Raw genomic sequence first — 12,081 nt, 5'->3', positions numbered from 1 at the left:
ATCGCGTTATTCATTCAACTGAGGAATTGTTCATGAGCCAAATCGTTGACATTCGTGCACGTGAAATTTTGGACTCTCGTGGTAACCCAACCATCGAAGCAGACGTCATCTTAGAATCTGGGGTGGTTGGTCGTGCATGTGCACCATCTGGTGCTTCAACTGGTTCTCGTGAAGCTTTAGAACTTCGTGACGGCGACAAATCTCGTTACTTAGGTAAAGGCGTTCGTACTGCTGTTCAGAATGTAAATAGCTCAATTCATGAATTGCTTGTTGGTCAAAGTGTTTTTGAACAAAAAGCGCTTGATGAAAAAATGATTGCTTTTGATGGCACTGAAAACAAATCTAAACTAGGTGCTAATGCAACTTTGGCAGTATCTTTAGCAGCAGCTCACGCAGCAGCAGCTGAACAAAAACTTCCATTGTTCCAATACATTGCTAACTTACGTGGTCAAACTACTTTGACTATGCCTGTACCAATGATGAACATTTTGAACGGTGGTGCTCACGCAGATAACACTGTTGATATTCAAGAGTTCATGATTGAGCCAGTTGGTTTCACTTCATTTGCTGAAGCATTACGTGCTGGTGCAGAAGTATTCCATTCTTTGAAATCAGTTCTTAAGAAACAAGGTTTGAACACAGCTGTAGGTGATGAAGGTGGTTTTGCGCCTAACCTTCGTTCAAATGAAGAAGCGATTACAGTAATTCTTCAAGCAATTGAGCAAACTGGTTATAAAGCTGGTTCAGATATTATGCTTGCACTTGACTGTGCATCTTCAGAATTCTACAAGAATGGTCAATATATTCTTGAAGGTGAAGGCAACAAGTCTTTTACAAGCAATCAATTTGCTGATTACTTAGCTGGTCTTGTTAAGCAGTATCCAATTATCTCTATTGAAGATGGTTTGGATGAGTCTGACTGGGAAGGCTGGAGTTACTTAACTTCAATTCTTGGTGATAAAATCCAATTGGTTGGTGACGATTTATTCGTAACTAATCCTAAGATTTTACAACGTGGTATTGATGAAAAAGTTGGTAACTCAATTTTGATCAAATATAACCAGATTGGTACATTGACTGAAACTTTAGATGCAATCTACCTTGCTAAAGCAAATGGTTACACTACTGTTATTTCTCACCGTTCTGGTGAAACAGAAGATTCAACTATTGCTGATTTAGCAGTAGGTACAGCAGCAGGTCAAATTAAGACTGGTTCACTTTGCCGTTCTGACCGTGTTTCTAAATATAACCAATTGCTTCGTATTGAAGAGTTAACTAAAGCAGTTTACCGCGGTAAAGCTGAATTCAAAGGTTTAAACTAATCTTTTGAATAAAGTTTTATTTATTTAAATATTGATGAAAAATTAATATTTAAATATAAGTGCTATTTCTAAGTGTTAGAAATAGCACTTTTTTATTTACCCTAAGCGCCGGGTTTTTAAAGATTCAGCCCAACTGTGGTGATGACAACGAGAGCATTCTTGGTCTAGCTTATTTAAAATTTTAGTTTCGCCACATTTCATACAGGAATAAAAAGTATTAATTTTAAGAACTTCTGCTTTACGATAAGCATCAGGGAATAAGGGAAGTCCCCATTTGACATCTTCATCTTCATAATAAAGCAAGCTCAGAATACCATCTGATTCAAGCATGGCTGTTCTGACTTGGCCTAAATGTTCAACGTTTTGTTGGCGCATTTCCGAAAAAAACTCATCATGAGAATAGGTCTGTTTTTGGAAATCTTTGTAGACTAAAAGGCCTTCTTTAACGACACAGAGCGCTTTTCCTTCTAATAAGTCTTCAATTTTTTTATGTTTTACCATGCCCCAAGTGACAAGACGATATAGAGAAAGAATAGCGATAAAAGCTATCAATGCATGGGCAATCGGTAAATCCTTAGTAAACATAGGATCGCCAGCAGCAGAACCTAAACATAAAATAATGGCAAGTTCAAATAAGGAGAGTTGCCGAATACCACGTTTACCAGATAGCCTTAGAAAACTAATGATAATGATAAACATGATGGTACAACGGACCAAAATTTCTAAAACAAAGGACCACGTTGTGTCACCTATAAGAATATTAGAAAGATCCATCTTTTTCTCACTTGTTTAAATATGTATAAAAAATACATTTAAAATTCATATCAGAATAAAATTAAAAAAAATATACTTTTTAAGTGGTTATTGGTTAAAAAATTGATATATGTGTATTGTTATATGAAATTAAAAGATATAAAACTCATGTATAGAATAGAAGGGCCGAGCTTGAAAAAAATGACGATACAACTATTAAATTTTAAAAAAAAATTCTGTTTTATTAATTTATCATCTTGAATAAAACTACGGCCGGAATCAAGCATTGTAAGTAATACAATATTTAAACTTTGCTCATTGGTAGTAAGAAGATAGTCTTTATATTCAGAGAATCTATTTCTCTATATCTTTCAGGAGAGCTTTTTTATATTTATTGAGACACTTTTTTGTTAATTAGAAGTATTTTTATATACATAGATTGATTTATAAGCAGTTGTGTTCATAAACATTATTTTCCTTTCCAATTGAGTTGAATTTTGACAAAATGAAACATGTCACAATGGTCAATTTAAAGTAATATGACCATTCATCGTTTTGCAGGAACTTTGCAGGAATTTTGCATGCTGCTTGTAAATTGTCATACAATACAAAAACTTAATCAAAGTTTTTAATTAAAGCTCTTAATGCTATGTTAGAAGTATTTCGTTCCACTTCAAGCAAACTTATATTGCTACTGGTTATTGTTTTAGTGGCTATATTGCAATATCAGTTTTGGTTAGGTGAGGGTGGTTATTTTCCTCATCAAGCGCTTATGCAGCAGATTCAACAACAAGCCGAAGTAAATGACGAGCTTAAAGAGCGAAACCGTATTTTGGCAGCTGAAGTTTTCGACCTAAAGAATGGTACGGAGGCGATAGAAGAGCATGCTCGCCTAGATCTAGGTTTGGTTAAGCCACATGAGACATTTGTTCAAATGAGTACAATTAGTACCCATTACAAACCTATTTATATTGACCCGAACGCTAAAGTAGATTTGGAAACTAATGAGACACCTCCATCACCAGACATCCCAGACTAAATTATGGGCAGTTATCCCTGCCGCTGGTTCAGGAAGTCGGTTTTCCAAAACTGAATTAAAGCAATACCAATATATTCAAGATGCTACTGTTATAGAACATACGGTTAAGCGTTTAAGTCAGCTTCCGCTGACGGGTTATGTTTTGGCAATTGGAAAACAAGATACTTTTGCCTCAACTTTATCTTTTCAAGATAAGCATAAAGCGCATTTTTGTAATGGTGGTGTTGAACGTGTGCACTCGGTATTAAATGCGCTGAATTATCTATCACAGATTGCGGATGAGGATGATTGGGTATTAGTACATGATGCAGCAAGGCCTTGTGTGACTTTTGAATGTTTGAATACTCTTGTTAAAAATGCAATTGAGACTAATCAGAGTGCTATTTTGGCAATTCCGGTACGCGATACGCTAAAACAAGTAAATCAGGAACAGCAAATTGATAAAACTGTGAGTCGAGAGCTGTTGTGGCAAGCTCAAACTCCTCAAATTGCTAAAATTGGAATTCTTAAAAAAGCAATAGAAACAGCGCTAAAAAATAATTTGATTATTACAGATGAGGCGAGTGCACTTGAATCTATAGGAGAGAGTGTACAGGTGGTCATGGGGCGTTCTGATAATATAAAAATTACTTACCCCGATGATTTAGAACTTGCTCGCTTGATTTTACAATCACAAAATTAAGATTTTATATACAGGATAGATGGTAATTTTTACTTATAAAATAGCCTAAGTGAATATGGTATTTCTACATATCTATCCAAAATAATTAGTATTTTTTTACAACTTGTATTTGTAAGATTGAATAAGTAATTTACTTAGATAATGTTCGATAGTCGAACAAAAAAATCCTAAATCGAACAAAACTATATATAGCTGACTAGATCAAAATCTGAAAATTATCAAAAATGTTTAAAAGGGAAATCTAAGGGAAACACTCGGGATTGAGTGAAATATTTATCTATTCTTCTCGCCTCAGTGTGCCTAAATCTCTTACCTCTCTCTTCTTCAATGAGCACAATGGAGTTGTCTAATGATTGACAAAAGTAAGTCCTCACTAAGCGAGGTTTTATCGCAGATTAAAGATGGTGCAACCATTCTGATTGGTGGTTTCGGTACCGCAGGACAACCCGCTGAACTCATTGACGGTCTGATTGAACTTGGCGTTAAGGACCTGACCATTGTGAGCAACAATGCCGGTAATGGCGATTATGGTCTGGCTAAACTGCTCAAAGCCGGTTCAATTAAAAAAGTGATTTGCTCTTTCCCACGTCAGTCAGATTCTTATGTATTTGATGAACTGTACCGTGCCGGAAAGGTTGAGCTTGAACTGGTACCGCAAGGCAATCTGGCGTGCCGTATTCAGGCAGCAGGCATGGGTCTTGGGGCGGTGTTTACTCCAACTGGCTTTGGAACACTTTTAGCTGAAGGCAAAGAAACCCGTCATATTGATGGTAAAGACTATGTACTTGAGTATCCGATCAAGGCTGACTTTGCCCTGATTAAAGCTTACAAGGGCGACCGTTGGGGCAATCTGGTTTACCGTAAATCTGCACGTAACTTTGGCCCGATCATGGCCATGGCTGCTGATGTCACCATTGCTCAAGTTTCTGAAGTGGTTGAGTTAGGTGGATTAGATCCGGAACATATCATTACCCCAGGTATCTTTGTACAGCATGTTGTACAAGTACAGCCCGCACAGTAAGCAATAAGGAGAAATAACATGAGCTACCAGAAACTTAGCCGTGACCAGATTGCACAACGTGTGGCACAAGATATTCCCGATGGTGCCTATGTCAACTTGGGTATTGGCTTACCGACCAAGATTGCCAGCTACTTACCTGCTGATAAAGATGTCTTTCTACATTCTGAAAATGGTCTGTTGGCTTTTGGCCCACCACCAGCGGCAGGTGAAGAAGACCCTGAACTGATTAATGCGGGTAAAGAGTTCGTGACCATGCTTGAAGGTGGCAGCTTTTTCCACCATGGCGATTCATTTGCCATGATGCGTGGTGGTCACCTTGATATTGCGGTGCTTGGGGCATTTCAGGTGGCAGCCAATGGTGACTTGGCCAACTGGCACACAGGTGCACCGGATGCGATTCCTGCTGTTGGTGGTGCAATGGATTTGGCAGTTGGTGCCAAGAAAGTATTTATCACTACAGACCATGTGACTAAACAAGGTGAGCCGAAGATTGTGGCTGAGCTGACTTATCCGGTAACGGGTAAGCACTGTGTTGACCGTATTTACACTGACCTGTGTGTGATTGATGTGACCAAAGCTGGTTTAAAGGTGATTGAAAAGGTGGAAGGCCTTAGTTTTGATGAGTTACAGGCTTTAACGGGTGCAACTTTGATTGATGCGACTCAAGGGTAAGGAAGTAGGGAAATGACATTAAAAAACGCTTATATCATCGATGCCATCCGTACTCCATTCGGCCGTTATGCCGGTGGCCTTGCACCCGTCCGTGCCGATGACCTTGGCGCTGTACCTATTAAAGCACTCATGCAGCGTAACCCAAGTGTAGATTGGGAACAGGTCGATGATGTGATTTATGGTTGTGCCAATCAAGCTGGTGAAGATAACCGTAATGTCGGCCGTATGTCAGCACTACTTGCTGGTTTACCTTATCAGGTGCCGGCAACCACCATTAACCGTTTGTGTGGTTCATCACTCGATGCCATTGCTATTGCTGCCCGTGCCATTAAAGCAGGTGAAGCGAATCTAGTGATTGCAGGTGGTGTGGAAAGCATGAGCCGTGCACCTTATGTGATGGGTAAGTCTGACAGTGCCTTTGGCCGTAGCCAGAAGATTGAAGACACCACTATGGGCTGGCGTTTCATTAACCCTAAACTTAAAGAATTGTATGGTGTAGACACCATGCCCCAGACTGCCGAAAACGTCGCTGAACAGTTCAACGTCAATCGTGCAGATCAGGACCAGTTTGCCTTGGTGAGCCAACAACGCACCGCAAGCGCGCAAGCCAAAGGCTTTTTTTCTAAAGAAATCGTGGCAGTTGAAATCCCTCAACGTAAGGGTGATGCTGTTGTGATTGATACCGATGAACATCCTCGTGCATCAACCACGCTTGAAGGTTTAAGCAAACTTAAACCTGTAGTTAAAGCAGAGGGTACGGTCACTGCGGGGAATGCTTCAGGCATTAACGATGGTGCGGCAGCTCTACTGATTGCTTCTGATGAAGCAGTTCAGGCTTATAACCTAAAACCACGTGCCAAGATCATTGCCTCAACAGCCGTGGGCGTAGAACCACGCATTATGGGTTTTGCCCCAGCACCAGCCATTAAAAAATTACTTAAACAAGCCAACCTAACTTTAGAGCAGATGGATGTAATTGAGCTCAATGAAGCTTTTGCTGCTCAGGCTTTGGCAGTGACCCGTGATTTAGGCTTACCAGACAACTCTGACAAGGTAAATCCAAATGGTGGTGCAATTGCTTTAGGTCATCCACTTGGTGCATCAGGTGCACGCCTAGTGACCACAGCCTTAAACCAACTTGAACAAACAGGCGGTCGTTATGCCTTGTGTTCAATGTGTATTGGTGTAGGTCAAGGCATCGCATTGATTATTGAGAGAGTCTAGTCATGAGCCAGTTATATGCCAGCTTGTTTTACCAAAAAGACGTCACTGACATCTTTAGTGACTCATCTTTAGTCACTTACATGATTCAGGTTGAAGTTGCGTTAGCGCAAGCACAGGCACAAGTTGGTGTGATTCCTCAAAATGCGGCTAATACCATTGCCCAAGTAGCTGAGCATGCACTAGACAAGTTTGATTTTTCCGCTTTGGCGGTAGCAACTGGCTTAGCTGGAAATATTGCAATTCCATTTGTAAAACAGCTTACGGCAATTGTTAAAGATATTGATGAAGATGCTTCACGTTATGTGCATTGGGGCGCAACCAGTCAGGATATTTTAGACACAGCTTGTATTTTGCAATGTCGTGATGCGTTGAACATTATTGAAGCTCAACTTCAACAGTGCTACAGCACTGCGTTAGAACAAGCTAAGCAATATCGCCATCAAGTCATGATTGGGCGTACATGGTTACAGCAAGCTTTACCAATTACGTTGGGACATAAACTTGCTCGTTGGGCTTCTGCATTTAAACGTGATTTAGAGCGTATTCAAGCTATGAAATCACGTGTGCTCACTGCTCAGTTAGGCGGTGCTGTGGGTTCGTTGGCTTCATTGCAAGACCAAGGTTCGCTTGTGGTCAGTGCATTTGCGGAGCAACTGAATCTGACAGTACCAACAAGTACATGGCATGGTGAGCGTGACCGTATTGTAGAAATTGCAAGTGTGCTTGGCATGATTGTCGGGAATACGGGCAAGATGGCACGGGATTGGTCACTCATGATGCAAACTGAAATTGCAGAGTTGTTTGAGCCAACCGCAAAGGGTCGTGGTGGTTCATCGACCATGCCTCATAAGCGTAATCCAGTTGCGGCAGCATCCGTATTGGCCGCGGCGAATCGTGTACCAGCACTGATGTCTAGCATTTATCAAAGCATGGTACAGGAACATGAACGTAGCTTAGGTGCATGGCATGCAGAGTGGTTAGCAGTTCCAGAAATCTTTCAGCTTTGTGCTGGAGCATTAACTCGTACTGGTGAAGTTTTACAAGGTTTCGAAGTGAATGCTGAGCATATGCAGCAGAACCTTGAGTGTACCAACGGGTTGATTATGGCAGAAGCTGTGATGATGGCACTTGCTCCTAAAATTGGTCGTTTAAATGCTCATCATTTAGTTGAAGCTGCATGTAAAACAGCGGTAGCACAAAACCAGCATTTGTTTGATGTTGTTAGCCAATTAGACGAAGTGAAAGGCCAGTTTAGCCAAGATGAGATAAGGAATATTTTCAAACCAGAAAACTATTTAGGCAATATTCAGCAACAGATTGATACGGTTTTGAAAGAAGCACAAGGAGAGTCAAAGTGAAACAGACTATTAGCAATCGTCAAGGAAAGCAGTTAGCAGTTTATACAGATGGTCTAAAAGATGCTCCTGTGCTTGTGTTTTCTAATTCATTAGGAACGGACCATGGAATGTGGCAGCCGCAAGTAGATGAGCTTAAAAGTCATTTTAATGTCATTACATACGACACACGTGGTCATGGCGGAAGTGATGTAATTAGTGACACCTCATTGCAAAACTTAGCTGAAGATGTTGTTGATATTTTAGATGCCTTGAATATTGAAAAAGCTCATTTTTGCGGCATATCAATGGGCGGAATTACAGGGCTTTGGTTGGGTATTCATCATCCAGAGCGCTTTTTAAGTATTACTGTTGCGAACTCGGCAGCCAAAATTGGTCAGGCAGAGGCTTGGTTGAGTCGTGCTGATTCTGTGGAACAGAATGGTTTAGCTGAGTTGGTAAAAACCACGCATACCCGCTGGTTTAGTGAAAACTTCGACTATCAACATAACGTGGTTGCACAAACGACGATTCAAAGTCTCGCAAACACACCAGCACAAGGTTATGCCAATGCATGTCGCGCTTTAGCGTATGCCGATTTAAGAGATGAAATTGCACAAATCCAAATTCCAACGCTACTGATTGCAGGAACAGAAGATCCGGTAACGACGGTAGCAGATGCCGAATTTATGCAGAAGGCGATTAATAACAGTCAGCTTGCAAAACTCGAAGCATCTCATCTTTCTAATATTGAGCAACCACAAAGATTTACTCAGGAATTGACTAGATTTATTCAGCAAATCTAATCGCTTAGTAATTTAAAAGGAATTGGCCTTAAGGAGGCAAATATGGCGTCTCAGGATTACGCTACACCAAGCAAAAGCATCGATGCTCAAGCACTGATTAATGATGCTCCACTTAGTAAATATCAATGGATGATCGCAATCATCTGTTTCTTAATTATTTTTACTGATGGTATCGATACAGCTGCAATGGGTTTTATCGCTCCAGCATTGGCTCAGGATTGGGGCGTAGATCGCTCTCAGTTAGGACCAGTGATGAGTGCTGCACTTGGTGGAATGATTATTGGAGCTTTAGTTTCTGGCCCGACAGCTGACCGCTTTGGCCGCAAAATTGTTTTAGCCTTTTCGATGCTTGTATTTGGTGGGTTCACCTTGGCATCTGCTTATGCAACCAACTTGGATAGCCTTGTCGTTTTACGGTTTTTGACAGGTATTGGGCTTGGCGCAGCTATGCCGAATGCGACCACTTTATTTTCTGAGTACTGTCCAACCCGCATTCGCTCATTACTCGTGACATGTATGTTCTGTGGCTACAACTTGGGTATGGCTACAGGTGGTTTTATTAGCAGTTGGCTTATCCCGACCTACGGTTGGCATAGTTTATTTTTGCTCGGCGGCTGGTCACCTTTAATTTTAATGATTTTAGTGATTTTGGTGTTACCTGAGTCTTACCGCTTTTTAATTGTGAAAGGCAAGAATCCAGAAAAAGTACGCAAAATCTTAAACCATATTGCACCAGCACAGATTCAAAATGCGACAGCATTTCATGTGCCTGAAGAAAAAACAGAAGTTGTTCAAAAGAAAAATGTCTTTGGAATTATGTTTTCTAAGCCATATGCCAAAGGTACGGTTTTGCTTTGGGTGACTTACTTCATGGGACTCGTGGTTGTTTACTTGCTAACAAGTTGGTTACCAACACTTATGCGTGAAACAGGTGCTTCGATGGAGCGCGCTGCATTTATTGGCGGTTTGTTCCAGTTCGGTGGAGTGGTGAGCGCATTATTTATTGGTTGGGCAATGGACAAATTTAACCCGAACCGAGTCATCGCCATTTTCTACTTTGCCGCAGGTCTATTTGCAATTGCTGTCGGTCAAAGCTTAGGCAACTCAACCTTACTTGCAGTATTGGTACTTTGTGCGGGTATCGCCATTAATGGTGCGCAATCTTCGATGCCGGCGTTAAGTGCACGCTTCTATCCAACTCAGTGCCGCGCAACGGGTGTGTCTTGGATGACGGGTATTGGGCGTTTTGGTGCGGTATTTGGTGCGTGGATTGGAGCTGTGTTACTCGGCAATGATTGGTCGTTTACCGCCATTCTTAGTTTATTACTTATTCCAGCGACCGCTGCTGCTGTTGCGGTATTTATTAAATCAATTGTTGCGCATACCGATGCAACCTAATAGAGGTCTATCACAATGAATGATGAACAACGCTATAAACAAGGCATTGAGGTGCGGACTGAAGTTTTGGGTGAAAAACATGTTGGTCGGTCTTTGCAGAACCTAAATGACTTTAACCAAGATTTCCAAAATTTTATTAGCCGTTATGCATGGGGGGAAGTGTGGTCTCGTCCAGGCTTACCACGTCATACCCGTAGTTTAGTGACTATCGCAATTTTATTGGCGCTGGGCCGCGAAGATGAACTACGCATGCATTTACGTGCTTGTTTCAACAACGGTGTAACTAAAGAAGATTTAAAAGAGCTGATCTTACACAGTTCACTCTATGCGGGTTTACCTGCTGCAAACGCTGCAATGCATATGGCTGAAGAAGTCTTTAAAGAGTTGGGGATAGAAGTAAACCCAATTGCAGCGAAAGAACAGGATTAAGGAGATAAAGATGTCACAACATAGCTGGGGTGCTTACGCCCAACGTAATACAGATGATCATCCACCAGCGTATACGCCAGGTTATAAAACAAGTGTATTACGTTCGCCAAAAAATGCATTGATCTCAATTAATGAGACTTTAACTGAAGTCACTGCGCCGCATTTTTCTTCAAATTTGTTTGGTCCAAAAGATAACGATTTGATTTTGAACTATGCCAAAGATGGTTTGCCAATTGGTGAGCGTGTCATTGTTCATGGCTATGTTCGTGACCAATTTGGTCGTCCTGTAAAAAATGCACTTCTAGAAGTATGGCAGGCCAACGCTTCTGGACGTTATCGTCATCCAAACGATAAGTTTATTGGTGCAATGGATCCTAACTTCGGTGGTTGTGGTCGTACATTAACTGACGAAAATGGTTTTTATATTTTCCGTACCATTAAACCAGGTCCATATCCGTGGCGTAACCGTATTAATGAATGGCGTCCTGCCCATATTCATTTCTCTTTAATTGCTGATGGTTGGGCGCAGCGTCTGATTTCGCAGTTTTATTTTGAAGGAGATACGCTCATTGACACTTGCCCGATCTTAAAAACGATTCCTTCTGAAGATCAACGTCGTGCCTTGATTGCACTAGAAGATAAAAACAACTTTATCGAAGCAGATAGCCGTTGTTACCGTTTTGACATCACTTTACGTGGACGTCGAGCGACTTACTTCGAAAATGATTTGACTTAATCGGGAGCACGAGCATGAACAACTGGAATTTTCAGGAATTAAAAGAAACTCCATCTCAAACAGGTGGTCCTTACGTTCACATTGGTTTATTGCCACAACAGGCCGGTATTGAAGTTTTTGAAAACAACTTTAATAACCAGTTGGTTCAAGACCAAACCAAAGGTGAGCGTATTCGTCTTGAAGGTCAAGTGTTTGACGGATTAGGTTTACCGCTACGTGATGTACTCATTGAGATTTGGCAGGCCGACGCAAATGGTATTTATCCAAGTCAGGCAGATACGCGTGAGCAAAAAGCTGATCCGGCATTTCAAGGTTGGGGCCGTACAGGTGCAGACTTTGAAACGGGTGTTTGGAGCTTTAATACAATTAAGCCGGGCGCGACAGCAGGCCGTAAAGGTTCAACTCAAGCACCTCATATTGCATTAGTCATTTTCGCTCGCGGTATTAACTTGGGTCTTCATACACGAGTTTATTTTGAAGATGAAGCAGAGGCAAATGCTAACGATCCAATTCTAAATAGCATTGAATGGGCACCACGTCGCCAAACACTTATTGCGAAACGTTTTGAAGAAAATGGTGAAGTTGTTTACCGCTTTGATATTCGTATTCAAGGCGATGACGAAACTGTATTTTTTGATATTTAAGAAACACCTAAGGCTACACCT

The 12,081-nt window shown here is 41.1% G+C and carries 13 protein-coding genes; 12 read left to right on the top strand and 1 reads right to left on the bottom strand.

Features of this window, described 5'->3' with window-relative positions; genetic code table 11:
- Nucleotides 1–32 precede the first annotated feature (32 nt).
- Nucleotides 33–1,322, top strand: a complete 1,290-nt coding sequence (gene eno / locus MKL36_RS03360) for a phosphopyruvate hydratase (protein WP_000078452.1) — start codon at nt 33–35, stop codon at nt 1,320–1,322.
- A 96-nt stretch (nt 1,323–1,418) separates the two neighbouring features.
- Here the strand turns inward: eno and MKL36_RS03355 are convergent, their stop codons facing one another.
- Complete coding sequence (locus MKL36_RS03355) at nt 1,419–2,096, bottom strand: DUF421 domain-containing protein (RefSeq protein ID WP_021511209.1); 678 nt, start codon at nt 2,094–2,096, stop codon at nt 1,419–1,421.
- A 628-nt stretch (nt 2,097–2,724) separates the two neighbouring features.
- Here MKL36_RS03355 and ftsB point away from each other — a divergent pair.
- From ftsB to pcaG, 11 genes are all read left to right on the top strand, one after another.
- Nucleotides 2,725–3,114, top strand: coding sequence for a cell division protein FtsB (ftsB, locus tag MKL36_RS03350; RefSeq protein ID WP_000895054.1), 390 nt, complete (start codon nt 2,725–2,727; stop codon nt 3,112–3,114).
- Entirely contained in the window at nt 3,080–3,796 is a 717-nt protein-coding gene (gene ispD / locus MKL36_RS03345) for a 2-C-methyl-D-erythritol 4-phosphate cytidylyltransferase (RefSeq protein WP_001216216.1), read from the top strand. Before ftsB ends, ispD begins: the two co-directional genes overlap by 35 nt.
- A gap of 349 nt (nt 3,797–4,145) precedes the next feature.
- A complete protein-coding gene (locus MKL36_RS03340) occupies nt 4,146–4,817 on the top strand; it encodes a 3-oxoacid CoA-transferase subunit A (protein ID WP_000566012.1) in 672 nt (223 codons plus the stop codon).
- An 18-nt stretch (nt 4,818–4,835) separates the two neighbouring features.
- On the top strand, nt 4,836–5,489 hold the full coding sequence (locus MKL36_RS03335) for a 3-oxoacid CoA-transferase subunit B (RefSeq protein ID WP_004739108.1): 654 nt from the start codon (nt 4,836–4,838) through the stop codon (nt 5,487–5,489).
- A 12-nt stretch (nt 5,490–5,501) separates the two neighbouring features.
- Entirely contained in the window at nt 5,502–6,713 is a 1,212-nt protein-coding gene (gene pcaF / locus MKL36_RS03330) for a 3-oxoadipyl-CoA thiolase (protein ID WP_021511210.1), read from the top strand.
- 2 nt (nt 6,714–6,715) lie between these two features.
- A complete protein-coding gene (locus tag MKL36_RS03325; RefSeq protein ID WP_021511211.1) occupies nt 6,716–8,071 on the top strand; it encodes a 3-carboxy-cis,cis-muconate cycloisomerase in 1,356 nt (451 codons plus the stop codon).
- Nucleotides 8,068–8,853 carry a 3-oxoadipate enol-lactonase gene (gene pcaD, locus MKL36_RS03320; RefSeq protein ID WP_021511212.1) on the top strand — a complete coding sequence of 262 codons (786 nt, stop codon included), beginning with the start codon at nt 8,068–8,070 and terminating at the stop codon, nt 8,851–8,853. The genes MKL36_RS03325 and pcaD overlap by 4 nt, the downstream gene beginning before the upstream one ends.
- Before the next feature lie 42 nt (nt 8,854–8,895).
- Nucleotides 8,896–10,251, top strand: coding sequence for an MFS transporter (locus MKL36_RS03315; RefSeq protein ID WP_000168125.1), 1,356 nt, complete (start codon nt 8,896–8,898; stop codon nt 10,249–10,251).
- A gap of 15 nt (nt 10,252–10,266) precedes the next feature.
- Nucleotides 10,267–10,680 (top strand): 4-carboxymuconolactone decarboxylase, encoded by a 414-nt coding sequence (pcaC, locus tag MKL36_RS03310; RefSeq protein ID WP_000997505.1) that lies wholly within the window; start codon nt 10,267–10,269, stop codon nt 10,678–10,680.
- 10 nt (nt 10,681–10,690) lie between these two features.
- Nucleotides 10,691–11,416, top strand: a complete 726-nt coding sequence (pcaH, locus tag MKL36_RS03305; protein ID WP_000077912.1) for a protocatechuate 3,4-dioxygenase subunit beta — start codon at nt 10,691–10,693, stop codon at nt 11,414–11,416.
- A 14-nt stretch (nt 11,417–11,430) separates the two neighbouring features.
- Nucleotides 11,431–12,060 carry a protocatechuate 3,4-dioxygenase subunit alpha gene (gene pcaG, locus MKL36_RS03300; RefSeq protein WP_001067206.1) on the top strand — a complete coding sequence of 210 codons (630 nt, stop codon included), beginning with the start codon at nt 11,431–11,433 and terminating at the stop codon, nt 12,058–12,060.
- Nucleotides 12,061–12,081 lie beyond the last annotated feature (21 nt).

Source organism: Acinetobacter sp. AOR12_HL, assembly GCF_027855275.1.
Classification (GTDB): domain Bacteria; phylum Pseudomonadota; class Gammaproteobacteria; order Pseudomonadales; family Moraxellaceae; genus Acinetobacter; species Acinetobacter baumannii.
The sequence above is the reverse complement of the archived record's forward strand: the minus strand, read 5'-3'. Positions and strand labels throughout refer to the sequence as shown.

What these genes read in the sequence shown, in the direction of transcription:
- eno (WP_000078452.1), top strand. Translation starts at nt 33, where the DNA reads ATGAGCCAAATCGTTGACATTCGTGCACGTGAAATTTTGGACTCTCGT.
- MKL36_RS03355 (WP_021511209.1), bottom strand. Translation starts at nt 2,096, where the DNA reads ATGGATCTTTCTAATATTCTTATAGGTGACACAACGTGGTCCTTTGTT.
- ftsB (WP_000895054.1), top strand. Translation starts at nt 2,725, where the DNA reads ATGTTAGAAGTATTTCGTTCCACTTCAAGCAAACTTATATTGCTACTG.
- ispD (WP_001216216.1), top strand. Translation starts at nt 3,080, where the DNA reads ATGAGACACCTCCATCACCAGACATCCCAGACTAAATTATGGGCAGTT.
- MKL36_RS03340 (WP_000566012.1), top strand. Translation starts at nt 4,146, where the DNA reads ATGATTGACAAAAGTAAGTCCTCACTAAGCGAGGTTTTATCGCAGATT.
- MKL36_RS03335 (WP_004739108.1), top strand. Translation starts at nt 4,836, where the DNA reads ATGAGCTACCAGAAACTTAGCCGTGACCAGATTGCACAACGTGTGGCA.
- pcaF (WP_021511210.1), top strand. Translation starts at nt 5,502, where the DNA reads ATGACATTAAAAAACGCTTATATCATCGATGCCATCCGTACTCCATTC.
- MKL36_RS03325 (WP_021511211.1), top strand. Translation starts at nt 6,716, where the DNA reads ATGAGCCAGTTATATGCCAGCTTGTTTTACCAAAAAGACGTCACTGAC.
- MKL36_RS03315 (WP_000168125.1), top strand. Translation starts at nt 8,896, where the DNA reads ATGGCGTCTCAGGATTACGCTACACCAAGCAAAAGCATCGATGCTCAA.
- pcaC (WP_000997505.1), top strand. Translation starts at nt 10,267, where the DNA reads ATGAATGATGAACAACGCTATAAACAAGGCATTGAGGTGCGGACTGAA.
- pcaH (WP_000077912.1), top strand. Translation starts at nt 10,691, where the DNA reads ATGTCACAACATAGCTGGGGTGCTTACGCCCAACGTAATACAGATGAT.
- pcaG (WP_001067206.1), top strand. Translation starts at nt 11,431, where the DNA reads ATGAACAACTGGAATTTTCAGGAATTAAAAGAAACTCCATCTCAAACA.